This is a genomic window from Roseobacter fucihabitans (assembly GCF_014337925.2).
Classification (GTDB): Bacteria; Pseudomonadota; Alphaproteobacteria; order Rhodobacterales; family Rhodobacteraceae; genus Roseobacter; species Roseobacter fucihabitans.
Window position 1 is genome coordinate 293,926 of the sequence record NZ_CP143423.1, and the last position, 25,169, is coordinate 319,094.

At 59.0% G+C, this 25,169-nt stretch carries 27 protein-coding genes, 1 tRNA gene and 1 pseudogene; 18 read left to right on the forward strand and 11 right to left on the reverse strand.

The features are described from left to right. Positions 1–44: 44 nt before the first annotated feature. Positions 45–683 (forward strand): hypothetical protein, encoded by a 639-nt coding sequence (locus ROLI_RS01420; RefSeq protein ID WP_187428156.1) that lies wholly within the window; start codon positions 45–47, stop codon positions 681–683. Here the strand turns inward: ROLI_RS01420 and ROLI_RS01425 are convergent. After that, on the reverse strand, positions 680–2,779 hold the full coding sequence (locus ROLI_RS01425) for a DEAD/DEAH box helicase (RefSeq protein WP_187428157.1): 2,100 nt from the start codon (positions 2,777–2,779) through the stop codon (positions 680–682). The two genes, ROLI_RS01420 and ROLI_RS01425, sit on opposite strands and share 4 nt — an antisense overlap. Before the next feature lie 160 nt (positions 2,780–2,939). Further along, entirely contained in the window at positions 2,940–3,782 is an 843-nt protein-coding gene (locus ROLI_RS01430) for a helix-turn-helix transcriptional regulator (protein ID WP_187428158.1), read from the reverse strand. Between the two features lie 123 nt (positions 3,783–3,905). Between ROLI_RS01430 and ROLI_RS01435 the strand changes: the two genes are divergently transcribed. After that, entirely contained in the window at positions 3,906–4,136 is a 231-nt protein-coding gene (locus ROLI_RS01435; RefSeq protein ID WP_187428159.1) for a DUF2061 domain-containing protein, read from the forward strand. Between the two features lie 863 nt (positions 4,137–4,999). Here ROLI_RS01435 and ROLI_RS01440 read toward each other — a convergent pair. From ROLI_RS01440 to ROLI_RS01450, 3 genes and pseudogenes are all read right to left on the reverse strand, one after another. After that, positions 5,000–6,096 (reverse strand): annotated as a pseudogene (locus tag ROLI_RS01440) (IS3 family transposase). A gap of 367 nt (positions 6,097–6,463) precedes the next feature. Next, positions 6,464–6,539: transfer RNA gene (locus ROLI_RS01445), tRNA-Ala, on the reverse strand. Between the two features lie 117 nt (positions 6,540–6,656). Continuing rightward, complete coding sequence (locus tag ROLI_RS01450) at positions 6,657–6,992, reverse strand: TIGR02300 family protein (RefSeq protein WP_187428160.1); 336 nt, start codon at positions 6,990–6,992, stop codon at positions 6,657–6,659. Positions 6,993–7,106: 114 nt separating this feature from the next. On the opposite strand from ROLI_RS01450, the gene ROLI_RS01455 reads away from it, so the two are divergent. From ROLI_RS01455 to ROLI_RS01465, 3 genes are all read left to right on the forward strand, one after another. After that, positions 7,107–7,799 carry a M48 family metallopeptidase gene (locus tag ROLI_RS01455; protein ID WP_187428161.1) on the forward strand — a complete coding sequence of 231 codons (693 nt, stop codon included), beginning with the start codon at positions 7,107–7,109 and terminating at the stop codon, positions 7,797–7,799. Between the two features lie 44 nt (positions 7,800–7,843). Then, on the forward strand, positions 7,844–8,494 hold the full coding sequence (locus ROLI_RS01460) for a GntR family transcriptional regulator (protein ID WP_187428162.1): 651 nt from the start codon (positions 7,844–7,846) through the stop codon (positions 8,492–8,494). A gap of 151 nt (positions 8,495–8,645) precedes the next feature. Beyond that, positions 8,646–9,128, forward strand: a complete 483-nt coding sequence (locus ROLI_RS01465; protein WP_222869336.1) for a GNAT family N-acetyltransferase — start codon at positions 8,646–8,648, stop codon at positions 9,126–9,128. Here the strand turns inward: ROLI_RS01465 and ROLI_RS01470 are convergent. Both ROLI_RS01470 and ROLI_RS01475 read right to left on the reverse strand, forming a co-directional pair. Beyond that, positions 9,125–10,087: an acetyl-CoA carboxylase carboxyltransferase subunit alpha gene (locus ROLI_RS01470; RefSeq protein ID WP_187428164.1), complete on the reverse strand. Its 963-nt coding sequence runs from the start codon at positions 10,085–10,087 to the stop codon at positions 9,125–9,127. The genes ROLI_RS01465 and ROLI_RS01470 overlap by 4 nt on opposite strands. A 65-nt stretch (positions 10,088–10,152) precedes the next feature. Continuing rightward, positions 10,153–10,749 carry a LysE family translocator gene (locus ROLI_RS01475; RefSeq protein ID WP_187428165.1) on the reverse strand — a complete coding sequence of 199 codons (597 nt, stop codon included), beginning with the start codon at positions 10,747–10,749 and terminating at the stop codon, positions 10,153–10,155. Positions 10,750–10,822: 73 nt separating this feature from the next. Between ROLI_RS01475 and ROLI_RS01480 the strand changes: the two genes are divergently transcribed. Beyond that, positions 10,823–11,275 carry an Lrp/AsnC family transcriptional regulator gene (locus ROLI_RS01480; protein ID WP_187428166.1) on the forward strand — a complete coding sequence of 151 codons (453 nt, stop codon included), beginning with the start codon at positions 10,823–10,825 and terminating at the stop codon, positions 11,273–11,275. Positions 11,276–11,278: 3 nt separating this feature from the next. Here the strand turns inward: ROLI_RS01480 and ROLI_RS01485 are convergent, their stop codons facing one another. Together ROLI_RS01485 and ROLI_RS01490 are read right to left on the reverse strand one after the other, a co-directional pair. Further along, entirely contained in the window at positions 11,279–11,749 is a 471-nt protein-coding gene (locus ROLI_RS01485) for a DUF302 domain-containing protein (RefSeq protein ID WP_187428167.1), read from the reverse strand. A gap of 60 nt (positions 11,750–11,809) precedes the next feature. Further along, positions 11,810–12,766: an L-malyl-CoA/beta-methylmalyl-CoA lyase gene (locus tag ROLI_RS01490; RefSeq protein WP_187428168.1), complete on the reverse strand. Its 957-nt coding sequence runs from the start codon at positions 12,764–12,766 to the stop codon at positions 11,810–11,812. 248 nt (positions 12,767–13,014) lie between these two features. Between ROLI_RS01490 and dgcN the strand changes: the two genes are divergently transcribed. The 3 genes from dgcN to ROLI_RS01505 are packed head-to-tail and all read left to right on the forward strand — an operon-like array spanning position 13,015 to position 15,960. Next, on the forward strand, positions 13,015–14,016 hold the full coding sequence (gene dgcN, locus ROLI_RS01495; RefSeq protein WP_187428345.1) for an N-acetyltransferase DgcN: 1,002 nt from the start codon (positions 13,015–13,017) through the stop codon (positions 14,014–14,016). Positions 14,017–14,074: 58 nt separating this feature from the next. After that, positions 14,075–15,040, forward strand: coding sequence for an N-acetyl-D-Glu racemase DgcA (dgcA, locus tag ROLI_RS01500; protein ID WP_187428169.1), 966 nt, complete (start codon positions 14,075–14,077; stop codon positions 15,038–15,040). Positions 15,041–15,099: 59 nt separating this feature from the next. Continuing rightward, positions 15,100–15,960, forward strand: a complete 861-nt coding sequence (locus ROLI_RS01505; RefSeq protein ID WP_187428170.1) for a D-amino-acid transaminase — start codon at positions 15,100–15,102, stop codon at positions 15,958–15,960. Between the two features lie 85 nt (positions 15,961–16,045). Here ROLI_RS01505 and ROLI_RS01510 read toward each other — a convergent pair whose 3' ends face one another. Together ROLI_RS01510 and ROLI_RS01515 are read right to left on the reverse strand one after the other, a co-directional pair. Next, positions 16,046–17,002: a hypothetical protein gene (locus ROLI_RS01510; RefSeq protein ID WP_187428171.1), complete on the reverse strand. Its 957-nt coding sequence runs from the start codon at positions 17,000–17,002 to the stop codon at positions 16,046–16,048. A 128-nt stretch (positions 17,003–17,130) separates the two neighbouring features. Continuing rightward, on the reverse strand, positions 17,131–17,442 hold the full coding sequence (locus ROLI_RS01515; protein ID WP_187428172.1) for a DUF1244 domain-containing protein: 312 nt from the start codon (positions 17,440–17,442) through the stop codon (positions 17,131–17,133). 206 nt (positions 17,443–17,648) lie between these two features. Here ROLI_RS01515 and pyk point away from each other — a divergent pair, with 206 nt between their 5' ends. The 9 genes from pyk to pheS all read left to right on the forward strand — a co-directional run bounded on the left by pyk (position 17,649) and on the right by pheS (position 25,123). Beyond that, positions 17,649–19,097 (forward strand): pyruvate kinase, encoded by a 1,449-nt coding sequence (gene pyk / locus ROLI_RS01520; RefSeq protein ID WP_187428173.1) that lies wholly within the window; start codon positions 17,649–17,651, stop codon positions 19,095–19,097. Between the two features lie 141 nt (positions 19,098–19,238). After that, entirely contained in the window at positions 19,239–19,439 is a 201-nt protein-coding gene (rpmI, locus tag ROLI_RS01525) for a 50S ribosomal protein L35 (RefSeq protein ID WP_187428174.1), read from the forward strand. Between the two features lie 11 nt (positions 19,440–19,450). Then, a complete protein-coding gene (rplT, locus tag ROLI_RS01530) occupies positions 19,451–19,816 on the forward strand; it encodes a 50S ribosomal protein L20 (RefSeq protein ID WP_187428175.1) in 366 nt (121 codons plus the stop codon). A 156-nt stretch (positions 19,817–19,972) separates the two neighbouring features. Continuing rightward, a complete protein-coding gene (locus tag ROLI_RS01535) occupies positions 19,973–20,869 on the forward strand; it encodes a lysophospholipid acyltransferase family protein (protein ID WP_187428176.1) in 897 nt (298 codons plus the stop codon). 98 nt (positions 20,870–20,967) lie between these two features. Then, entirely contained in the window at positions 20,968–21,777 is an 810-nt protein-coding gene (locus tag ROLI_RS01540; protein WP_187428177.1) for an ABC transporter substrate-binding protein, read from the forward strand. 6 nt (positions 21,778–21,783) lie between these two features. Next, complete coding sequence (locus ROLI_RS01545) at positions 21,784–22,593, forward strand: amino acid ABC transporter permease (protein ID WP_187428178.1); 810 nt, start codon at positions 21,784–21,786, stop codon at positions 22,591–22,593. Next, positions 22,580–23,317 (forward strand): amino acid ABC transporter ATP-binding protein, encoded by a 738-nt coding sequence (locus ROLI_RS01550; RefSeq protein WP_187428179.1) that lies wholly within the window; start codon positions 22,580–22,582, stop codon positions 23,315–23,317. The genes ROLI_RS01545 and ROLI_RS01550 overlap by 14 nt, the downstream gene beginning before the upstream one ends. A gap of 179 nt (positions 23,318–23,496) precedes the next feature. Then, positions 23,497–23,904: a universal stress protein gene (locus tag ROLI_RS01555; protein WP_187428180.1), complete on the forward strand. Its 408-nt coding sequence runs from the start codon at positions 23,497–23,499 to the stop codon at positions 23,902–23,904. Positions 23,905–24,049: 145 nt separating this feature from the next. Further along, positions 24,050–25,123, forward strand: coding sequence for a phenylalanine--tRNA ligase subunit alpha (gene pheS / locus ROLI_RS01560; protein WP_187428181.1), 1,074 nt, complete (start codon positions 24,050–24,052; stop codon positions 25,121–25,123). The last annotated feature ends 46 nt before the right edge of the window (positions 25,124–25,169 follow it).

Consider the following 25,169-nt stretch of genomic DNA (forward strand, 5'->3'; position numbering starts at 1 on the left):
CCCCTGTGTATTGGCCATAGCGTCGCCGTCTCGATATTTTCGAAATGATCCGGCGTTGGGTGCCTTTGATTGCGCTCTACGTGGCGTTGATTTTTCTAGGCTGGTTCATCAGTGATCAGGTCTCTGCCGCGCTTGTCCTGACGGCGGGCGGCGGTGGGTTCTCCGGAATGATGTGGATGGTGGTGCTGGTCTGTGCCATCTATGTCCTGGCCTCCGCCCTGCCATTCGTGCCGGGGGCGGAAATCGGGCTGGGCTTGATTGCGGTCTTTGGCGCGCCGGTCGCCTTGTTGGTCTATCTGTGCATGATCTGTGCGCTCAGCTTATCGTTCCTGATCGGGCGTCTGGTGCCCGCGCGCTGGCTGGCGGGATTGTTTGCCTATCTGCGGCTGGACCGGGCGTCGGTTCTGGTGCGGGATCTGGCAGATCAGTCGCCCGAAGCCTGTGAAGCGCGCCTGCGCCGCGCGACTGATAACAGGTTCCTGCGCGCGCTTCTGGGCTACCGTTACATTGCGCTGGCACTGGCGATCAACCTGCCCGGCAATACGGTGCTGGGGGGTGGTGGCGGGCTGGCGCTGGTGGCGGGGATGAGCCGGTTGTTCAGCCCGTTTTGGTTTTTTGTGACCTTGCTGCTCGCCGTCGCGCCCATCCCGCTCACCGTTTTCGTGATGGGCTATCAGCCCTAGGGTTTGCGGCGCGGGGTTGCATTGGGACCCTTGCCGGGTGCTTTGCCACGCTTGTTTGGGGGCACAAATCGCTTTGATGGATCCGCCGCACGTTTCTTTGACGCTGATTGGTCGCGTGGTGCGCCGCCCTTGCCGGTGGGCGTGCGGTCGGTGCGTTTGTCGCCACCTTCACGCGCGGGGCGTTCTGCTTTGGCAGCCTCGCGGTTTTCCTTAGTCCAGACCGCTTTGGCACGCGGCGGGCGTGCGCCCTCTGGCGCGGGGCTGGATTTGGGCTTCGGCTTGGCACCCGGCTTCATCGGGGAGCGCTCAGTTTTATGTGACTTTGGCGGCTTCTTGCCCTTGGGTGCAGCGCTCGGTTTATAGGGTTTGTCCGACACCTCGGCACGGGGCTTTTCGCGTGTGCGCGGGGCCTCTGCGGGTGGGGCCGCGTCGATCGGGTCATAGCGCGGCTTGTCCCGCTGCGGTTTCTTGAAATCCGGTTTGGGGCCGCGGGGTTTGCGGTCGGGCTTGGGGCCACGGTCCAGATTGGGCGGGGCGTCCAGACGAGTCAGTTTCGCGCCTGCTTCCAACACCATATCCGGACCCACGGCGGCCACAAAGGCATCTGCGCTGGCGGCCAGCACTTCGACAAAAGAGTGGCTGGGCTGAATACGGATCGCGCCGATGTCATCCTTGGTCAGGTTGCCCTTGTTGCAGACCATCGGCAGCAAGGTGCGCGGTTCCGCCCCGTCCTGACGGCCTTGCGAGATCGAAAACCAGACCGAAGGGCCAAAGGCCTTGCGCGGACCTTCATCGCGCACACCGGGCTCTGAAAGCTCCTCGGGTGCGGATTGGCGCGCGCGCATCAGGTTCACGAAGGCGGCGGCGAGTTGTTCGGGCGTGAATTCAGCGGTCAGACGCGCGACGATATCCTGTGCGTCCTCCGGCACCGGGTCGGTCCAGGACGGATCGGCCAGCAGTCGCGTTTCATCTGCGGCCAGCACCTCGGCGGCGGAGGGCGGTTCGGCCCATTCCACCTTGAGCTTGGCCCCGCCGATCAGACGGTTGGCTTTGGAGCGCAGCTTGGGTGGTACGATCAGTGCGGAAACCCCCTTGCGTCCGGCACGCCCGGTGCGGCCCGAGCGGTGCAGCAATGTATCGGAGTTGGAGGGCAGATCGGCATGGATAACCAGTTCCAGGTTGGGCAAATCAATCCCGCGCGCGGCCACATCGGTGGCCACACAGACCCGCGCGCGCCCGTCGCGCAGCGATTGCAGCGCGTTGGTGCGTTCGGATTGCGTCAATTCCCCCGATAGGGCGACAACAGAGAAATTCCGGTTCGTCAGACGCGACGTCATCCGCGCCACGGCGGCACGTGTGTTGCAGAAGACGATGGCGTTTTTGGCCTCATAAAACCGCAGCACATTGATGATCGCATTGTCGATGTCGCGCGGGTTTGTGACCATCGCACGGTATTCGATATCGGAATGTTGACGTGTGTCCCCGGCGGTGGCGACGCGCTGCGCATCACGCTGATAGCTTTTGGCCAGCTTGGCGATGGCGGCGGGAACGGTCGCGGAGAACATCAGGGTGCGGCGGTCTTCGGGGGCCTCGGAGAGGATAAATTCCAGCTCTTCGCGGAAACCGAGATCGAGCATTTCGTCGGCCTCGTCCAGCACCACGGCACGGATGGAAGAAAGGTCGATATTGTTACGCTTGATGTGATCACACAGACGCCCCGGCGTGGCCACGACCACATGCGCACCGCGGTCCAGCGCGCGCCGTTCGGTGCGCGTGTCCATGCCGCCCACACAGGAGGTCACAACCGCGCCCGCCATCCCATAGAGCCACGTGAGTTCTCGGTTGACCTGCATCGCCAATTCGCGCGTCGGCGCAATGATCAGGGCCAAAGGCGCGCTGGCGGGGCCGAAATGGGTCGCCTCGCCCAGAAGCGTCGGGGCGATGGCAAGGCCGAAGCCCACGGTCTTGCCCGAGCCGGTTTGGGCGGAGACCAGCAGATCGGCCTGTTCGAGCGCCGGGTCGGTCACGGCCTCCTGAACGGGGGTGAGTGTTTCATAGCCTTGTTTGGCCAAGGCGTCGGAGAGCGTCTGTATCACGGATTTACCTGCGTTTTGGGCGGCGCATGGCCGCGGGACCGCACGGGCGTGCAGTTGAGTTGCGGCGTCGTTATGCCTTTGGCGGCCAAGAGTCGATGGGGATTTGCGAAAGGGTTAAAAAGACGGCGCGTAGCGGTGCTTTTTGGGGCCGATCCACGCATCAATGTTCATTCCGGCCCCTGATATATTGCGCAACCTGACGCGCATCCACCACGGCTTCGCGTACCAGCCAGTCAAAGTGGTTGGACAGCGACCGGACCCGCTCGATTTCGCGAAACGCGAGATAACATTGCCCTACATAGATCACAGCGAGGTTGGGCCCGAACACCGTGACCGGCGCGCTGAACACCTTATGCGCGTCAAACAGGAAAATCCGCAGGCGCGGAAAGAGGAGATCGCATTGATCAGCGATAAACGCCAGTTGCGCGCGCCGCATGTCCCGGTTGGCCCCCGCGTAATAGGCGGTTCCGGCTGCGCAGGCGTCCACCTCATGCAGGGGCAGGGCGATTTCATAATCCGACACACCCGACGTCAACCAGTCCAACTGGCTTTTCTGCGCATCCAGAGTTTCGGGCAGGCGGCGTTCGCGACAGGAGGCATATTCCCAATCCATCATGCGTTCGGTCTTGAGGATGTCTGGCAGCGTCGCTGGGACATGGCGGACCTTGTACCCCGCAGCCTCATGGTGCCAGGCCAGAAGCTGGTCATCCGCTGAACTGCGCTCGGCCGGGCTCAGCGAGAGGGCGGCGGCAACAATGTCACCGGGCGTTTCGGGCCGGTTCGTGAGGCCCAGCAGCCAATCGGTGCTGACGCCAAGCACCTGCGCGGCATCGGCGGCCAATTGCGCGTTCGGCAGGCGGGGGTGATCGTCTTTGAGCAATTGTCCAATGGTTGAACGATCCACCTGCGCGCCTCGGGCCAGCCCGCTCTTGGTCATGTTCTTATGCGCCATCGCCTCTTGAAGGCGTCTGCGAAACAGGTCGGCGCGTTGTCGTTTGTCCATTTGAATCCGCTTTGCAGAAAATATTCACCAAAATGGAGCTTATGCAGCAAAGTCTCTAAATGTCCATGATGCGCTAAACCTCCTATCGATGAACGGGTCGAAACACATTACGGATCACGACCTATGGACAGCACAATCAGATTGATCACCAAGGCCACGACCTGGCAAGTCCTGGGGCTCTTCTCGATGATGCTGATTGGTTATCTGGTAACGGGTTCCGTGGCGGCTGGAGGGGGTATCGCCCTGGCGGGCGCGATCACCGGGTTTGTGGCCTATTTTATACATGAATTGATCTGGTCAAAGATTGCCTGGGGTCGGGTGCAGAATGGCGTTTCAGATCCCAAAGCGTTGTAGGCGTACGCGCCGATGGGTCCAGGGTCGCATTCTGCTGAGTGCACAGGGGCGATCGCCCCAAGACGCCTGAAAGCCAAGTTTGGTGGCAAAACGCAAATCCCCAGACGAGACCGTGATGTCGCGGTTCAGGAGAGTTTAGACGGATTTAGCGTACCACTTCGTATGACACTTGGGCTACTGTTAAGTCCTGATGTCTGGTCGTCGGACTTCCAATCCTGAGCCTCTGTGTGATCTTTTTTGCTACATATATTGTCTCGGAAACCAAAAATTTGAGGGTGAAGAGCAAAAAAGGGGGGAGTAAATCCTGGCTCCTGATATCATATTCTATACGATTCGATGCTTGCGCTTTTGAAATCAGTGCCGACTCCGCTGTGTTTTGCGGACGTGAGGTGTCCTGTAAGACCCAATCCGACACTATGGTCGATCCCGCAGCGTGTTTTCTGTGCAGCAGCTGGCCTGTCGATCAGTCTTTCGAGAGCCAACTGAGATGCGGGTTGGCGGCACAGGCGCGTCACGAAGCGCTCATAATCACCAACCCCACAGCCACACTCCAATCCTGCTTGATCAGCAGGGATACTACTGTGCACATATGAGACATTCTAACTGTGCGGTGACAGTGCGCTGTCAAATCGGCAATACCATATAGCGAATAACGAAGGATGATAAGGAACACATAGTAGTTCCTTTTTCAGCTATAAAAATGAAATGAAATCAAGGGGCATAAGTTTGAACTGCGCAGCCAAGCTTGCTTTTCGGCAGCATAAATATTCCCTTCAACGCCAAAGAAAAAGCCAGCGGAACACTGGCTCTGTTTCGAAGTGGCGGGGTAATCCTCCCATTTGTGGGGCTGTTTCAAACTAGAATTACGTGGTCATTTTGTACTGGTTCAGTTTCATAGCGGGAGTTACCCCGCCGATGCCCATGTTGGGGCGGTCATTGTTGTAAGTCCATAGCCACTGTGTTGCGTATTCCTGCACCTCCTGAATGCTGTGGAAGATGTTGATGCCCAACCATTCGCTGCGCACAGTTCGGTTGTATCGTTCGATATATGCGTTCTGCTGCGGCTTCCCCGGTTGAATGTAACATAGGGTGATATGGTGCTTTGAAGCCCATTCAATCAGCTTGGCGCTGACGTATTCTGGACCGTTGTCCACACGTATCATCGCGGGCTTTCCGCGCCATTGGATGACTTGATTAAGACTGCGCACAACCCGTGCTGCTGGCAGCGAGAAGTCCACATCAATGGCCAGACCTTCCCGATTGAAGTCATCAATGATGTTCAATGTCCTGAACGATTTCCCGTTCCACAGCTGGTCAGCCATAAAATCCATAGACCACACTTAATTTGGTCGGTCCGGGACTGCCAACGGATCCGGGCGCTCCCGTTTCAAGCGTTTGCGAGGCTTAATCCGCAAGTTCAGCTCCAACTCGCAGTAAATCCGAAGCACACGCTTATGGTTCCATCCGAACCCTTTCACATTACGCAAATACAAATAGCACAGCCCAAAGCCCCAGTTCTTACGCGCCCTGGTCAACGCCACCAACCAGTCCTCAATTTCTCCATTCTCGTCAACCAACAGCGGCACATACCGATAACACCATCGGCTGATCTCAAATGCGCGGCATGCTAGCGCAACGCTGACACCACGCGCTGCAACTGCTTGTTGGGCCATCTCCCGTCGGAAAGACGGCCTCATTACTTTTTTGCCAGCGCTTCCTTCACCAGTTCATTTTGCATAGCAATATCAGCGTACATGCGCTTCAAACGCGCATTCTCAGCCTGCAACTGCTTCATCTCAGAAATGAGCGACGCGTCCATGCCGCCATACTTTGAGCGCCACTGGTAAAAGGCAGCGCTGCTCATACCGTGCGTACGACAAAGGTCGGAAACAGGCACCCCGCTCTTAGCTTCTTTCAAGATCGAGACAATCTGAGCCTCTGAATAACGTGACTTCTTAATCGTGAATCTCCTTGGCTTATCTTGCCGCGAAAATTCTAGCTTTCAACACAACCCTTTTTCGGGGGGATTACCCTGCCGTGTGTCGACAGGGGACTGTAGCTGAATCATTTTCAACGTGTCGGTCAGTGCTGTGGCACCATATCCGCTGTTCATCAGTAGTGTCTTTAGGCTGCTTCACATCGCATCCTTTCCGTTAAGTCCTTCGGCTTTCGACAATGCTTAAGGTGCCCGTGTCTGCGACAGCATGCAAGTTGCCAACTTAGCCTGCTCAACTGAATAAATTTGGCAAAGCTGCCAATTTGCCTGCAAAAGGGGAAAACTATGCTGCCAAAAAGGAACTGCTGCGGGGTGCTTATCAAAGGAAGTTTGGTGGAGCCTAGCGGGATCGAACCGCTGACCTCCTGCATGCCATGCAGGCGCTCTCCCAGCTGAGCTAAGGCCCCGATGTGCGGCCCGGTCGGGCCTCACGGGATGGGTCATGCGACCCGGTGCGCCGGTGAATAGGCGCAACGCGGGGCGGGATCAAGTCAAAAAACCTGCCGCCCTGCGCGAATTTTCATTTAGCTGTCGTCATCATCAGACGCCACATCCGCGATCTCTTCGAGCGGCACTGTGTCATCATCGTCTTCGTCGTCATCCAGGATGTCATCACCCAGATCCACATCGACGTCATCTTCATCGTCCAACACGACTTCTTCGTCATCCGCCGTGTCTTTGGCTTTTGCCTTTGCGGTCACGGCATCCTCGGCATCCGCGGCGATCATCCGGGATTTGCTGAGGTCAACTTCGACAACTTCGCCCGTGTAGGGGCTGATAATCGGGTTCTTGTTCAGATCATAAAAACGTTTGCCGCTGGTGGGGCAGAGGCGCTTCGTTCCCCATTCTTCGTTGGGCATGAAAAACCCCCTTTTGGATTGCGATTCTGGTGTAGATGATTAGGGCCGCAAGTGCCATATGAAGCGCAGGCTGTAAAGGCCTGCTGCGCAGAAGGTCGCCCCGGAGAGCCCGTTATGTCCCAGATGTTCCTTACCGGTGATCCGCCCATCACTCTGATGCTGCGCCGCTCTGCCCGCGCGCGGCGGATTTCGCTGCGCATTTCACAGCTGGACGGGCGGGTGACTTTGACCCTGCCCAAGCGGGTGCCTGAACGCGAGGCGCTGGCGTTCGCGCGCGAAAAAGAGACATGGATTCGCAAACATCTGGCCGCTCGGGGAGAGGATGTCGACGTGGTTCTGGGTGCTGTGCTGCCGGTGGGGGGGCGCATGCATGAGGTGGCGGCCGGGTCCGGGCGCAAGGTGCGTTTCGAGGAGGGCCGTGTGTTGGTGCCGGGCGTTGCAGAGCGCACGGGGCCGCGCCTGATGGGCCATCTCAAGGCCATCGCACGGGCGCGGCTGGCCGAAGCCTCGGACCACTATGCCGCAAAACTGGGCCGCCCCTATAGTGCGCTGACCCTGCGCGATACCCGTTCGCGGTGGGGCTCCTGCACGTCGGAGGGGCGGTTGATGTATTCATGGCGGCTGATTCTCGCGCCGCCGGATGTGCTGGATTACGTTGCGGCCCATGAGGTTGCGCATCTGGCTGAAATGAACCACGCGCCGGAATTTTGGGAACAGGTCCAGCGGATTTATGGCGACTACAAGGCACCGCGTGCCTGGTTGCGCAAACAGGGCGGCGATCTGCACCGTTACCGGTTTGACCGATAACAGCAGCCCTTGACGCAGGGCTGATTTGTGATCACAGATCGCGGATGATCTTGAATCCGCGCCCCGTTGATGCCACCCCTGTCGCGCATGACCGTGTTTACCGTGCGTTGCGCGGGCGTATCATGCAGGGCGATCTGCATCCCGGTCAGGGCCTGACCCTGCGTGGGATCGGTAAGGAATACGGCGTCTCCATGACACCTGCGCGCGAAGCTGTACGCCGATTGGTGGCCGAAGGGGCGCTGACCATGTCCTCCTCCGGGCGGGTGGCAACGCCGGAGTTGAGCAACGAACGAATCGAGGAACTCGCAGCGTTGCGTGCGCTGCTCGAGGTGGAACTGGCCAGCCGCGCCTTGCCGCGCGCACATATGGCGCTGATCGAACGGTTGCAGAGCATCAATGCCAGTGTCGCCGAGGCCGTGGCCCATCGCGATGCCGTCAGCTACATCCGTACCAACTTGGAATTCCACCGAACGCTCTATCTGCGCGCACAGGCCCCGGCGATGCTGGCCATGGCCGAAACCGTCTGGTTGCAGATGGGCCCGACCATGCGCGCGCTCTATGGGCGTTTGCGTAAAACCGAACCGCCACAGTTTCACCGTTTGATCATTGCGGCCCTGCGCGCGGGGGACGAACCGGGCCTGCGCCTTGCCGTGCGCTCGGATGTGACCCAGGGTCTACGGATGCTCGCCAGCTGAACTGACGAAATTAAGCGACGTTTGCCCTTGAAAAATTCAACCATATGTAGAATTTTACCAAAATTCTGCCCTTAATCAGACACAATTTTAGGAAATATTTGGTCTGCGGTGTCACAGGGGCAGTGCAAGCTTTGGGCGGTAAGTATCTGTAATGAATATCGAAAAAAGAGAATTCTACGGGATGATCAGACCCGCGCGCGAACATGATCTTGAGGTCGTTCGTGATATGATATCCAGTCTGGCAAGTCATCACGGGGATGTGGCCACGCTCACATCGGCGCAACTGGCCCGCGATATCCTCGGTCCGCGCCCCTGGGTGCGTGTCTTGCTGGCCGAATGTCGGGGCGTTTGCATCGGCTATGTCGCTCTTTGTCCGCTGTCAAAGATGCAGTTTGGGATGCGGGGCATGGATTTGCTCAACCTCTATGTGGTGCCCGATGCGCGACGAACAGGCGTGGCGAAAGCCCTGATAAAAGCCAGTCAGGATGTCGCCGAACAGGAAAAATGTGATTTTCTTGCCGTGGGCACGCACCCGGACAACACGGTGGCACAGGACATTTACCGGGCGCTGGGATTTGACAGCCTTGAGGCCCCCGGCCCGCGTTTCAGCATTGCTTTAAAGCCACAGGTTTAAGCTGCGAGCCCCTTGGCTCCGAGGTCGATGAATTTGCTGCGTCGGTCCTTGATGAGAGCGGCGGCATCTTTGCCCTTTAGGTCTTTCAGCATGCCCTCCAGCGCGCGACCAACAGCGGCAATGGCCTCGCCTGAATTACGATGCGCGCCGCCTGTGGGCTCGGGGATGATACGGTCGATGACGCCCAATTGCTTGAGGTCTTCCGCCGTGAGGCGCAAAGCCTCCGCAGCTTCGCGCATCTTCTCGGCGTCTTTCCACAGGATTGAGGCACAGCCCTCTGGGCTGATCACGGAATAAACCGAATGTTCCAGCATCGCGACGCGGTTGGCCGTGGCAAAAGCCACCGCACCGCCGGAGCCGCCTTCGCCAATGATTACCGACACCAGCGGCACGCCGATCTGGAGGCATTTTTCAGTGGCGCGCGCAATGGCCTCGGACTGGCCGCGCTCTTCGGCACCTTTGCCCGGATAGGCACCGGGCGTGTCCACCAGCGTGATCACCGGCAGGCCAAAACGATGTGCGATGTCCATCAGCCGGATCGCCTTGCGGTATCCCTCGGGACGCGCCATGCCGAAATTATGTTCAATGCGGGATTTGGTATCATTGCCTTTTTCGTGGCCGATCACCATCACCGGCTGATCGTTGAATCGTGCCAGCCCGCCCATGACCGCATGATCATCGGCAAAATTGCGATCCCCGGCCAGTGGCGTGTAATCCGTAAACAGCGCATCGATATAGTCGTGACAATGCGGGCGTTCGGGGTGACGCGCGACCTGGCATTTGCGCCAGGGGGTCAGGGATTTATACAGATCAACCAGCATCGCGCTGGCCTTGGCATCCAGAGCGGCGGCCTCGTCGGTAACGTCCATCTCGTCGCTGGCACGGGCAAGGGCGCGCAGCTCTTCGGCTTTGCCTTCGATTTCCGCCAGCGGTTTTTCGAAATCCATATATTGGGTCACGGGGCGCCTATCTGTTGTTCAATGCTCCCGTATATGGCGCGCCGCGCGCGGCATTGCAACGGGTCTCAACCCGGCCAGAGCACCGGGTAAAGCGAGGCGATCAGCAATCCTGCCATGCTCCAGTTGAAGATTTGCAACCGGGCGGGGTTGGTCAGGAAGCGGGCCATCTGCTGGCCCATCATGGTCCAGAGCGTGATGGAGGGCAGATTTACCAGACCAAAGACCAGCGCCACAACGGCGAAGGCCGTGAGCGTCTGGCCGGGTGCATAGACCGACAGGGCGGTCAGCGCCATCGCCCAGGCCTTGGGGTTGACCCATTGAAAGGCCGCCGCTTGCAGGAAGGTCATGGGCGTGCCTTGCGAGGTGTCCTTTTTGATCGGGGCGGCGGTTGCGATCTTCCATGCCAGATAGGCGAGATAGGCCACGGAGATGATTTTCAGGATCGTATGGCTGATTGGGTAGGTCTCAAATATCTGCGACAGCCCGGCCCCGACAAGCACGATCATCACCGAAAAGCCGATCGAGATGCCCAGCATATGCGGGATCGAGCGGGTGAAGCCGTAATTTGCCCCCGACGCCATGAGCATCAGATTGTTCGGCCCCGGTGTTGCAGAGCTGACGAAGGCAAAGAGGGCCAGAGCGGAGAGGATTTCAAATGTCATGACCGCAATTATTGGCGGGGTTGGTCGATTTGAAATTGCGTTTTGGTGCGTTTGGGGATTAAGTTTGCAACTTATGATCAGAATTGATGATAAATCCGAGCGTATATTGCGTGAATTGAAACGGGACGGGCGGATCAGCAATATCGAACTGGCCGACCGCGTTGGGTTGTCGCCCTCTGCCTGTCTGCGCCGGGTGCAGGAGCTGGAGCGCAGCGGTATCATCAAGGGGTACCGCGTCGTGCTTGACCCGGTGCCTTTGGGGATCGGGTTCGTCGCCTATATCGGTGTCGGGCTGGGCGACCATTCCAAGGCCTCCCAGGAGGCGTTCGAGCGGGCAATTTCGCGCGCGCCCGAGGTGGTGGAGTGCCACAATATCACCGGCGCCATCGAATATCTGCTCAGGATTGAATGCGCTGACCTGCCCAGCTACAAGCGGTTCCACACCGATATGCTGGGGGCATTGCCGCAGGTGAATTCGATCACATCCTATGTGGTGATGGGCTCGCCCAAGGACGAACGGGCATAGGGGCTATTGCGTGGCCGAACGGGCGATCTGCTCGAAAGTGGTGTCCAGTTCCGACGCCAGCGTGCGCAGGGCATCGCCGCCTTCCTCCAGATAGGGGGCGAATACGAAGCCCGGCGTTTTATAGGAGAGCGTCGCGGTGGCGTCCGGATTTTCGGTAACATAAAACCGGATCGGGGCCTCGATCATCGCGGCGGTCGATGTTTCCAGCACCCGCACGGCAAAGTCATTGTTGAACACGCCAATGACGCGGTTTTCGGGGATGGTGATGCCACGATTGCGCGCCGCCCCCGTTGGTCCCGCCTGCGTGACTACGCCCATTTTATGCGCTTTCACCGCAGTTTTCAGATCGTCCAGCAACGCGGCGTGGGTCTTTTGCGTGTCGATCACAACCCAGCCTTCGCGCGGTGCGATGGATTGCGCCGGGGCTGTGGTGGCCCAGAGCAGGGTCGCGATGATCGCGAGAAAATGGTGCATGGCGGGCTCCTATGGGCTCACTCAGTCACGCCCAGGCGCGAAAGCCAAATCAAACCTGCGTCACCCGCTGATCATTTCGGATTGGCGCACGATGACTTCGGCCTGTTTGATCGAGGCGATGTCGACAAGGCGGCCCTTATAGACGGTCGCGCCTTCGCCCTTGGCCTTGGCCGCTTCCATGGCGGCGAGGATTTCGCGGGCCTCTGCGACGGCTTCAGCGGAGGGGGTGAAGACCTCATTGGCGATGGCCACCTGTTTGGGGTGGATCGCCCATTTGCCAACCATACCCAGCGTGGCAGAACGGCGCGCCTGCGCACGGAACCCCTCGTCGTCGGAGAAATCCCCAAACGGGCCATCCACGGGCAAAACGCCGTGCGTGCGGCAGGCCGCAACGATGGCCGCCTGCGCCCAATGCCAGGGATCGGACCAGTGCTTTTGCCCGTCGCGGTGCATGTAGTAGTTCTCCTGCGTCCCGCCGATGCCGGTCGTCTGCATCCCCATGGAGGCCGCGAAATCCGCAGCACCCAGGCTCATGGCTTGCAGGCGCGGCGAGGCGGCCGCGATTTCCTCGACATGGGCAATACCGGCGGCGGATTCGATGATGACCTCAAAGCTGATCCTCTTGGCGCGCCCCTTGGCGGCCTCCACGGCAGTGACCAGCGCATCGACAGCATAGATGTCACCGGCACAGCCAACCTTGGGGATCATGATTTGATCGAGGCGTTCGCCCGCCTGCTCCAGAAGGTCCACGACGTCGCGATACCAAAAAGGCGTATCCAACCCGTTGATTCGCACGGAGAAGGTTTTGTTCCCCCAATCGACGTCCGAAATCGCCGCGATCACATTGGCGCGGGCGCTGTCCTTGTCCGAGGGCGCAACGCTGTCTTCAAGGTCGAGGTTGATCACATCCGCGTCCGATGCCGCCATTTTCTCAAATATTGCCGGGCGCGAACCGGGGCCAAAGAGCTGGCAGCGGTTGGGGCGGGCAGGGGCGGCGGGCTGGATCTTGAAACTCATGGCGGACCTCGGTGAAATAAAATGTCGGAAAGCTCGCCCCAGCAGTTATTAAATTGCGCAACACCTCGCAAGCGGATTTTGCAGGTGCAGCATTGCGCGCGTGCTTGAAGTGTGCGCTTAATTCTTGCACATATGCATCATATATTCGAAGGTATTTGCAGAAATTCATGTCACAGGCAGATTTCTGCGATGTCTTTGCGCCAAACATGAGCAAGATTCCCGTAAACCACTACCTCGGGGGATTTACCGTGATCGAAACACCATATCTGTTGTTCCTAGGCGATGCGCCCGACCAATTGGCCGCCAAGGTTGCACAGGGCATCAAGGACTGGCGCCCGGAAAACGCCGTCGGCCAGTTCCGCATGGAGGGCTGCAAGGCGGACGTCGGCTTGCAGGACATGGGCCTGCAGGAAGCCAAGGAGGCCGGTGCCAAAACCGTTGTGATCGGCGTGGCCAACCGGGGCGGTTACATCAGCAAGGAATGGCGCCGCGTGCTGGTGCAGGCGCTGGAGATGGAGTTCGATCTGGCCAGCGGATTGCACAACCTGCTGCGCGACGAATCCGAGCTTGTGGCGGCGGCCCAGGTGCATGGCGGCACCCTGCATGACGTGCGCGTGCCCACGGATGCCTATCCGATCGCGAACGGCGTGAAGCGCACCGGCAAGCGCGTCTTGGCCGTGGGCACCGATTGTTCAGCGGGCAAAATGTATACGGCATTGGCGCTGGACGCATCGATGCGGGAGCGCGGCATGAAAAGCACGTTTCGCGCCACCGGTCAGACGGGGATTTTGATCACGGGCCACGGTGTGCCGCTGGATGCGGTCATCGCGGATTTCATGGCCGGGGCGGTGGAATATCTGACGCCGGACAATGAGGCGGATCACTGGGACATCATCGAGGGGCAGGGCAGCCTGTTCCATGTGTCCTATTCCGGGGTGACGCTGGCCCTGATCCACGGCGGTCAGCCGGATGCGTTGATCATTTGCCACGAGCCAACCCGCAAACACATGCGCGGCTTGCCGGGGTATCAATTGCCCAGCATCGAGGCGGTGCGCGATATGTCGTTGCAACTGGCGCAGGTCGCCAATCCGGGGTGTCAGGTCGTTGGCGCGTCGATTAACACGCAGCATCTGAATGAGCAGGAGGCCAAGGCGTATTGCGCTGAGGTCGAGGCGCGCCTTGGGGTTCCGACCATTGATCCGTTCCGCCATGGTGCGGCACGTCTGGCTGACGCCCTCGCGGCGCTTTAAGGTATGGATTTCCCGCTGGGATGACTGCTGGGGATGCTTGCAACAGGAAATGTGGACCATGCAAATCAACGTAAGCCGGGACGTCTTTCGCCTGGCGCAGACCTTTCGGATCAGCCGCGAGTCCCGGACGGAGGCAAAGGTTCTGACTGTGCGGATCAGAGACGGGGCGCATGAAGGATGGGGCGAATCTGTGCCCTATGCGCGCTACGACGAGACGCTGGAGAGCGTCACAGCACAGATCGAGAGCCTGCCGGGGGATGTCACGCGGGAGGCGCTATATGGTCTGTTATCCGCCGGGGCCGCGCGCAATGCGGTGGATTGTGCGCTCTGGGATCTGGAGGCCAAACGCGCGGGTAAAAGGGTGTGGGAGCTTGCCGGATTGCCCGCGCCAAAGCCCGAGATCACCGCCTTTACGCTATCGCTGGATACAGCCGAAAAGATGCGGGAGCAGGCCGCGCAGCATGCACATCGCCCCTTACTGAAAATCAAGCTTGGCACGCCGGATGATATGCCCCGGCTCGAAGCGGTGCGCGTCGGGGCACCGGAGGCGCGCATTATCATCGATGCCAATGAGGGCTGGAGCGCGGAAGTTTATGCCGACCTGGCCCCTCATCTCGTGCGCCTTGGCGTGCAGTTGGTAGAGCAGCCCTTACCTGCCGGGGAGGATGATGCGCTGATCGGGATGGCGCGCCCGGTGCCGGTCTGTGCGGATGAAAGCTGTCATGATCGCGCCAGCCTGCCCGGCCTCAAGGGCAAATATGATATGATCAACATCAAGCTGGACAAGGCGGGGGGGCTGACCGAGGCGCTGGCACTGCGGCGCGAAGGTTTGGCGCTTGGCTATGACGTCATGGTGGGCTGTATGGTCGGCTCCAGCCTCGCGATGGCACCGGCGACGATCCTGGCGCAGGGGGCGGCGGTGACGGATCTGGATGGGCCGCTTTTATTGGCGCAGGACCGGGAAACCCCGCTGGTTTTTGATGAAAACGGCGTGCATCCCCCGCAAGCCCGCTTGTGGGGCTAGGCCTCGAGGGGTATTGCGATGGTGTGGTGCCGGTGCAGCCCCGGCAAAAGGAGAATGAAATGCGCACAGTTTATCTGAACGGCCAATACCTGCCCGAAAATGAAGCATCCGTTTCGATCTTTGATCGCGGTTTCCTGATGGCGGATGGTGTCTATGAGGTGACGTCGGTTCTGGGCGGCAAGCTGATTGATTTTGACGGGCATGCGGTCCGTTTGCAACGGTCTCTGGACGCACTGGATATACGTAACCCGATCAGCGTAGCGGATCTTTTGGAAGTGCACCGCGAATTGGTGCGCCTCAACGAAATCGACGAGGGTATGATTTACCTCCAGATCACACGTGGCGCGCCCGGAGATCGGGATTTCGTATTTCCAGACCCCGAAACGACCGAACCCACGATTGTGTTGTTTACGCAGGCCAAGCCCGGTCTGGCCGATAGCCCCGCGGCGAAAATCGGTATGAAGGTGATCAGCATTGAGGACATCCGCTGGGGACGTCGGGACATCAAGACGGTGCAATTGCTCTACCCCTCGATGGGCAAGATGATGGCGAAAAAGGCCGGGGCAGATGACGCCTGGATGATCGAGGACGGTTTCGTGACCGAGGGCACCAGCAACAACGCCTATATTGTGAAGGGCAACAAGATCATCACGCGCGCGCTGAGCAATGATATCCTGCACGGGATCACGCGGGCGGCGGTGCTGCGGTTTGCCCAAGAGGCGCAGATGGAGGTCGAGGAGCGCAATTTCACGATTGAGGAAGCCAAAGCAGCAGATGAGGCATTTGTTACCTCGGCGAGCACCTTTGTCATGCCGGTCGTGGAGATTGACGGTGTTGCGCTGGGCGCGGGCGTGCCAGGGCGTGTTGCCCCAAGGTTGCGCGAAATTTACCTCGAAGAAAGTCTCAAAACGGCGGTTTAACGGGGATCACCACGTCTGAGCGTGGTTCCCTGAGGGTTTGTCATGGCGCTGCGCATGCCAGCGAGACGGCATGCGCAGCACTTGATCAATAGGTGAAGAAGGGACTCGCGAGCCCGGTGGACAGGGTTTTGCCAACCGACTGGATACCACCCTTGCGCCGCCCGATTTCATAGGTCAGCCCGAAACTGATGGCGTCCCCGTCGAACTGGTTGAAAGCGTCGATCTTGTGGTAAGCGATCTCTGCGGAAACACCTTCCGCGACAAGGTAACGCCCGCCGAGGAACGTCTGTGTCGTGCCGTCGCCGCCCTTGGTATTTGTGTTGGATATGCCACCGATTATGGCGAATTTAGGGTTAAGATCATACCCTCCGCTCAGGCTTGTGTAGGTCTCATCGTCGTTATCTACGAAATCAAAGGTCACGTCGATCAACCCGGCTTCATAGTCGCCAAACAGGTAGCTGTAGGTATTGCTGTTGATCTCAAATGCCCCACCGCCGACCAACAGACCATTGTCCATCTCATAGGAGGCAAAGATAATCGGGTTGGTTTCGTCAAAATCAGAGCGCCTGCCGGGCCCGGTGCTGGTCAGGTCAAAGTTGAAAAACCCAAGACCGGCAATCAGACCATCGCGCTGGTATTGGCCATAAACCGTTGCGGTGGTGATCTGGTTATCGGTGAAATTTGAACTCGGATCGGATGTATCAAAATCGTTGCGGGTCATATTGGCACCAAGCGCGAATTCACCAAAGCTGTATTCGCCACCCAATTCGAACAAGCGCTCGTCATTTACACCATTGGCGCGGCTGTTGGCGTTGAAATCCGCACGGTCCAGAACCAATGATCCATAGGCGGTTATCGCGCCCAGTTGGTAGACAAATTCGCCGGAAAGATTGCGTTGATCGTCGAAGTCACCCTCTAGACCGGGGCGATCGATTTCGCCATTGAGCACGGTTGCGCCAAGGCTGAGATGGGTGATGCCATCCGCCAGGGCGGGTGTGGCGGCAAGAAGAGCGATGACGGGGGTTAGCGTTTTGATATGCATGAGCGATAATCCACAAGTTAACAAATGTGTCGATATAATATTCGCGCCATCCCCCCCCGCAAGGCTCGGCGATATGACGCTGATACGCATCACGTGCGCTGTGGTAAAAAGGTGACAGGTCCGCAGGGTCATTCCTGCCCGACATTCTCCTTGAACGCCGTTTTGAAAGCCTTTTGTTGGTCATCCGTGGCCTCGGTCTGATAGGTGGCCTTCCACTCTTGCATGCTCATCCCGTAAAACAATTCACGCGCCTCTTCCTTGCCGATCTCGATGCCCTTCTCGGCGGCGGCCTCAGCGTACCAGCGGCTCAGGCAATTGCGGCAAAACCCGGCGAGGTTCATCATGTCGATGTTTTGCACATCGGTTCGGTCTTCCATCAGATGTTTTTGTAACCGGCGGAAGGCGGCGGCCTGTAATTCGATCTCTTGCTGCGTGGGCATGGTGCTCTCCTATTTCCTCCCTTTCAGATTGGGATGCGGCTGGCACATGTCAACCGCGATGGGTTTGCTTGCACCCCTGGCACCTGTCATGTCATCAAAGGGTCAAGAAGACCCATCAAGATGAGGGTGGTTGCTCTGTCACCTGTGATGGGACATAAGATGCCAAAGCCGTTAGCGGTAACAAACCAGTAAGGACGACAATCAAGATGAGACGCACCCGCAACGTCAAAATCGTGGCCACCCTTGGGCCAGCTTCCGACACCTATGACATGATCAAGGCCCTTTTCACGGCGGGCGCGGATGTATTCCGGCTCAACATGAGCCACGGCAGCCACGATGAGATCCGCGAAAAGCACCGGATCATTCGACAGATCGAAGAAGAAAGCGGTGGCAGCATCTGCATTCTGGCGGACCTGCAAGGTCCCAAGCTGCGCGTCGGTGTTTTTGCCAGTGAAGACGGCGAGATGCTCGAGGAAGGTGCGCGTTTCCGCATGGATCTGGATACCGCCGAGGGCGATGCCACGCGTGTCTGCTTGCCACATCCTGAAATTTTTGCAGCGCTTGAGCCGGGGTCTAGCCTCTTGGTGAATGACGGTAAAATTCGCCTGAAGGTCGATGAATGTGGTCCGGATTTCGCCAATTGCACGGTGATCGCGGGGGGCGTGATTTCCAACCGTAAGGGTGTGAACGTGCCGGACGTGGTGCTGCCGCTCGCCGCGCTCTCGAATAAGGACCGCAAGGATTTGGAGTTTGTGTGCGAATTGGGTGTCGATTGGCTGGCGCTCAGCTTCGTGCAACGCGCCGAAGACGTTTTGGAGGCCTCCGACTTGGCCAATGGGCGCGCTGCGATCCTGTCCAAGATCGAAAAACCCGCGGCGGTGAAGAATTTTGAAGAAATTCTGAAAGTCAGCGATGGCATCATGGTTGCGCGCGGCGATCTGGGGGTGGAATTGCCGGTGCAGAACGTGCCGCCGATCCAGAAACGTCTGGTGCGCAAATGTCGCTCGGCGGCCAAGCCGGTGATCGTGGCCACGCAGATGATGGAGAGCATGATCGACAGCCCCGTACCCACGCGCGCGGAAGTTTCCGACGTCGCCACGGCGATCTATGAGGGTGCGGATGCGGTGATGTTGTCTGCGGAGTCGGCGGCGGGTTCCTACCCGATTGAGGCCGTCACAACCATGAACAACGTGGCCACCGAAGTGGAGCGCGACCCGACCTATACCCAGATCATCGAGGCCTCGCGCGAAAGCAAGGGGGCCACCATCGCGGATGGCATCGTCTCGGCGGCACGGGAAATCGCGGAGACGACAAACATCAAGGCCATTTGCTGCTTTTCCCAAAGCGGGACGACGGCGGCTCTGGTGGCGCGCGAGCGGCCCCGCGTGCCGATCATCGCGATGACATCCGTGGCGCGGACCGCACGGCAATTGACGCTCTACTGGGGCACCAATTGCGTGATCGTCGAACCATTGGACCGATTCAAAATGGCCGTTGTGCAATCGGCGCGCGCGGCAACGCGGCAGGGGTATGCCGAAAAGGATGATATGATCGTGGTCACGGCGGGCGTGCCGTTTAACGTGCCGGGCAGCACCAATATCTTGCGCGTGGCCCCTTGCGATGAACGTCTGATTTTCAACTCGGACCCTGAATAGAGCGCAGAGGGCATTTGCGGGGTACAATCTGCTCTTGCCATGGAGCGCACAACCGCTTAGAGAGCGCTTTCTTACTGCGGGACCGGCCAATGTGGCATGCCGAGTCGCGCTTGAAACCGATCTAGACGTTAGGAGACGGAAATGCCCAAGATGAAGACGAAATCGAGCGCCAAAAAGCGCTTCAAGGTGACGGCCACCGGCAAGGTCCTCGGCGGACAGGCTGGCAAACGCCACGGTATGATCAAGCGGACACGCAAGTTCATTCGCGATGCACGCGGGACGACAACTTTGTCGGCCCCTGATGCCAAGATCATCAAGGGCTTCATGCCCTACGACCGTTAAGGAGAGCCGATATGTCCCGAGTTAAAGGTGGTACAGTCACCCACGCCCGTCACAAGAAGGTCATCAAGGCCGCAAAAGGCTATTACGGTCGCCGCAAGAATACCTTCAAGGTTGCGCGCCAGGCCGTTGATAAAGCCAACCAATATGCGACCCGTGACCGTAAAAACCGCAAGCGTAATTTCCGCGCGCTGTGGATTCAGCGGATCAACGCCGCCGTGCGCAGCCATGATGAGGCGCTGACATACAGCCGATTTATCAATGGGTTGAGCATTGCCGGTATCGAAGTGGACCGCAAGGTTCTCGCCGATCTGGCCGTGCATGAGCCCGATGCGTTTGGCGCGATCGTCAAGCAAGCACAGGATGCTCTGGCAGCCTGATACAGCGTTGCATCACAAGAATACGAAAGCCGCTCCGATCTGGGGCGGCTTTTTGCTTTGCGCGCGCAAGAACCGTCGTGAACTGGTGTCGACAGCCTATTGAGCAGGCGCATTTAAGTGCTACAACCGCGACACTCAAACAAGCGTAAAGCCCTGATGACAGCCAAACCTTCCAAGACCCAGATCAGCGATGAGGACGTCAGTCCGAGAGACCGGATCGTCAGCACGGTGATCATTGGCATCATCCGCTGTCTGACGCTTTTGCCCTACCGTCGGCGGGTGCCCGTCGGGGGCTGGGTGATTTCGCGTCTCGTCGCCCCGTTGATCGGGTATCGCGGCCGTATCCGTGACAATCTGCGGCTCATCTTTCCCGATATGTCGGAGGAGGAGGTCGTGCAGATGACCTTCGACGTGCCGGATCAGATCGGGCGCACCCTGTGCGAATTGTTTTCCCCGAAAAACCTGGTGGCGATGGCGGAGCAGACCCCGATCACAGGTGACGGTATCGCCGCCGTTGATGCCGCGCGCGCAGCGGGCCGTCCGATTATTATCGTGTCCGGGCATATCGGGAACTACGATATCGCGCGCTCCAAGCTGATCCAGCGTGGCCATAAGGTTGGCGGGCTTTATCGGAGCATGAATTACAAGGGTTTCAACGATTTCTACGTGTCGCGGATTTCGCAAGTGGGCACGCCGTTGTTCCTGCGCGGGCGGCGCGGCATGGGAGAGATGCTCAAATTCCTGAAGGCGGGCAATGCCATTGCGATGCTGATCGACCAGCATATGACCGCCGGGGCGCCGCTCAAATTCTTCGGGCATACCGCCTATACGGCGTTGTCGGCGGCGGAACTGGCGTTGCGCTATGACGCGCTTTTGGTGCCGTGCTATGGCATCCGGCAAGCCGATGGGCTGAGTTTCGAGATGATCGTAGAATCGCCGATCCCGCATACGACGCCCGAGGAAATGACGCAGGCCCTGAACGACAGCCTTGAAGCCCAGGTGCGCGCGAACATGTCACAATGGCTCTGGGTCCATCGACGCTGGAAGGCGTAGCCGTTTGCATCTTGGGTGCGACGATACAGGCTTGCGTGTGATGCGTGCAAAATGGATAGTTACCTCAGCAAAACAAATGATTTCAGGGAGAGATCACCATGTGGAAACTTCTGACAACCGCCGCCTTGGGAACCGTTCTGATGGCAGGCACCGTGGCGGCGCAGAGCTGTGCGGAGGGCAAGACCCTTACGGAGGGCAAATTGACCATCGCCACCGGCAATCCTGCCTATTACCCTTGGGCGATTGATGACACGCCAGAAAACGGGCAGGGGTTCGAGCCTGCCGTGGCCTATGCGCTCGCGTTGGAAATGGGTTTTGCGCGCGAGGATGTGGTCTGGACGCGCACTTCTTTTGATCAGGCGATCCAGCCTGGTACCAAAGATTTTGACGTGAACATGCAGCAGTTTTCGATCACGCCGGCCCGCGACAAGATTGTCGACTTTTCCGAGCCCTATTACACGGCCCCGATGGCGGTTCTGGTGCGTGGCGGTGATGGGATCGAGCCCAACCTTGCCGCGCTCAAGGCGTTGAAATGGGGGGTTGTGGCCACGACAACCGCCTTGCCCGTAGTGATGCAGACCATCGCTCCGACCTCCAGCCCGCTTGTCTATGACGACACGGCCAATGTGGCCGAGGCCATGAAGGCTGGGCAGATCGACGCCGCGCTTTTTGATTTGCCAACGGCGCTTTACCTGTCGGCGGTTGTGCTGGAGGGCGGGCAGGTCCTGGGCCAGTTCGCCGCCGATGAGAGCGACAATCCGGATCATTTCGGCATGATCATGACTGAGGGGAACCCGCTCAAGGAATGCGTGGATGCCGCACTCGGCAGGCTCAAGAAAGACGGATCATTGGCGGGCATCGAGGCGGAATGGTTGCAGGAAGCCACAGGCGTGCCGCTGATCCAGTAAGCGCGCGTGAACCGCAGACAGGCATATGAGGCGGCAGAGCGACGTCGGTCGTTAACCATCGCCGGGATCAGCACCGTTGTGGTGATCTTGGCGATTATGTTCTTGGTCCCGCTCGCCCCCGGCTGGCCGCAGGTCAAGGCCAGCTTCTTTGACGGTGCGGTGTTTGCGGACACCTTTCCGACGCTGCTCAAGGCGTTCATGATCGATGTGATGATCTTTGCCTGGTCGGTGCCGATCATTCTGGTGCTGGGTCTGGCCATCGCTTTGGCGCGCGGTGCGCAGGCTCCGGCGCTTTTTCCGCTGCGCATTTTCGGCGCGGTTTATGTAGATGTCTTCCGCGGTGTCCCGGTGGTTCTGACGATCTATCTCATCGGGTTCGGGGTGCCGGGCCTGGGCCTGCCGCGCCCCTGGAACAGCCCCTATATCTGGGGGACCGTCGCGCTGGTGCTGACCTATTCGGCCTATGTCGCCGAAGTGCTGCGTTCCGGCATCGAGAGTATTCATGCCAGCCAGCGTAACGCGGCGATCTGTCTGGGACTGAATGAACGCGACACCATGCGCTATGTGATCCTGCCGCAGGCGATCCGCCGTGTGGTTCCGGCAAATATGAATATGCTGGTGGCCCTCCAAAAGGATGTCGCGCTTCTAAGCTTCATCGGTCCGGTGGAGATCCTGCGCCAGGCGGGGATTTACAAAAGCCTGCTGGCAAATTTCACGCCCTATGTGGTCGCAGCGGTGATTTTCCTGCTGGTGACGGTCCCGGCCACGCGGTACGCGGATTATCTGTTGAACCGGGACCGAAATGCCAGAAGCTAAGCTCATTTTGCGCGGTTTGCATAAGTCGTTTGGCGACAATGACGTGTTGCGCGGCATCGATATGGAGGTCCAAGCGGGCGAAATGATCTGTCTGATCGGAGCGTCAGGGTCGGGGAAATCCACGCTTTTGCGCTGCATCAACCAGTTGGAACCCATCGATGATGGTGCTGTTTTGCTGGAGGGGCAGGACATATCGGAACCGGGGCTCGATCTGGGCCCGGTGCGGCGACGGATCGGTATCGTGTTTCAATCCTACAACCTTTTTCCGCATATGAGCGCGTTGGAAAACGTCCTGCTGGCCCCGCGCCGTGTGCTGCAAGAGGCACCCGCCGCGTCGCGGGCGCGCGTTGAGGCATTATTCGCCCGGTTCGGATTGGGTGAGCATATGGAGAAGTTCCCCGACCAACTCTCTGGCGGGCAACAGCAACGGGTTGCGGTTATTCGGGCGCTGGCCATGCGACCGGAAATCATGCTGTTTGATGAAATCACGGCGGCGCTGGACCCTGAGCTTGTCGGCGAGGTGCTGAGCGTGCTGCGCCAGCTGCGCGAGGAAGGTATGACCATGATTTTGGCCACACATGAGATGGGGTTTGCGCGCGAATTGGCAGATCGGGTGTGTTTCATGGACGGTGGCGTGATCGTGGAGGAGGGGCGGCCGGAGGCGATATTTACGGCCCCGCAGATGGCGCGCACGCAGGCGTTTCTGCGATCCGTGCTGCGGTAGTCAAGCGTCCCGATCAGGCCGGTTTTGGCCTGAGGGCGTGATTTTATAACCCATGGAAGCATATGACCCCTTGTGCCAACACAGATCGATCCGCCTTGACATAGCGCAAAGCCGACCTGCGATATCTGTCCTATGATCCGTTACACGTTGCCTGATGCAAACAAAATGGAGGTCGGATCATGTATAAGAATATTCTCGTCCCGGTGCTTTTTGACGAAGGACACGATACGCAGGCCTCTTACCGAGCGGCGCATGCTTTGGCGAGCGAGGGCGCGCGTTATTCCGTGATCCATGTGCTCGAAGAGATACCGGCCTATGCCTCTTCCGAGATTCCGCATGATGTTCTGGAGAAAAGCCAACAGGTTGCGGCGGACGCGTTGAAAGACTCCGCGCAGGCATTGCCGGGTGCAAAGGTGGCGTTGATCTCGGGTCATGCGGGAAAAACCATCGTCGATTACGCCAGTGAGAATGGTATCGACTGCATCGTCATGGCGTCCCATCGTCCGGGTATTGAGGATTTCTTTCTCGGGTCCACCGCGTCGCGCGTTGTGCGCCATGCAAAGTGCTCGGTTCACATCATCCGATAAACCACATGAATGCCTGCGGGAGCCCGCGACACCCCTGTCACGATCCCGCTGCGAAGGGATCATTATTGTCGGACGGTGAGGCACCCGCCTTGCATTCATCGGACATTCTGCTAGCACCTCTGCAACCTGAATGTGTGAGGCAGAGATGGACGATCTCAAGCAGAAATACCTGAGCCAGATTGCGGAAGCTGCGGATGAGGCCGCGCTGGAGTCGATCCGGCTGGCGGCTGTGGGCAAAAAAGGCGAGGTCGCGCTCAAGATGCGCGAGCTTGGCAAGATGACGGCTGAGGAACGGCAGGTCGCAGGCCCCGTACTCAACGCGCTCAAGGATGAGATCAACTCCGCGCTCAGCGCCAAGAAAGTCGGCCTGGCGGATGCCGCCCTGGATGCGCGTCTGCGCGATGAATGGCTGGATGTGACGCTGCCTGGACGGACGCGCCCGCAAGGCAGTATTCACCCGATTTCGCAAGTCACCGAAGAGGTTACCGCGATTTTTGCCGAGATGGGGTTTTCGGTGGCCGAAGGGCCGCGCATCGACACTGATTGGTATAATTTCGACGCGTTGAACATCCCCGGCCATCACCCGGCGCGCGCGGAAATGGACACATTCTACATGCACCGCGCCGAGGGCGATGACCGTCCGCCCCATGTGTTGCGCACCCATACCAGCCCGGTACAGATCCGGTCGATGGAAAAGAGGGGCGCGCCGCTCCGCATTATCTGTCCCGGCGGTGTGTACCGTGCGGATTATGACCAGACGCACACGCCGATGTTTCACCAGGTCGAAGGGCTGGCCATCGACAAGGACATCTCCATGGCGCATCTGAAATGGGTGCTGGAGGAGTTCGTGAAGGCCTATTTCGAGGTGGACGGCGTGGATTTGCGCTTTCGCGCGTCGCACTTCCCTTTCACCGAACCCTCTGCCGAGGTCGACATCCGTTGTTCCTGGGAAGGCGGCACGCTCAAGGTCGGAGAGGGCGATGATTGGCTCGAAATTCTCGGTTCCGGCATGGTACACCCCAAGGTGCTGGCCGCTGGTGGGATCGATCCCGAGCAGTGGCAGGGCTTTGCCTTTGGCATGGGGATCGACCGGATTGCGATGCTGAAATACGGCGTACCGGATTTGCGCGCGTTTTTTGACTCCGATCTGCGCTGGCTGCGTCACTACGGGTTTTCGAGCCTCGATCAGCCGACCCTGCATGGCGGGCTTAGCCGATAGGCGTCGACCTACTCCGAAAAACATGATATCATAACGTGTATGGACG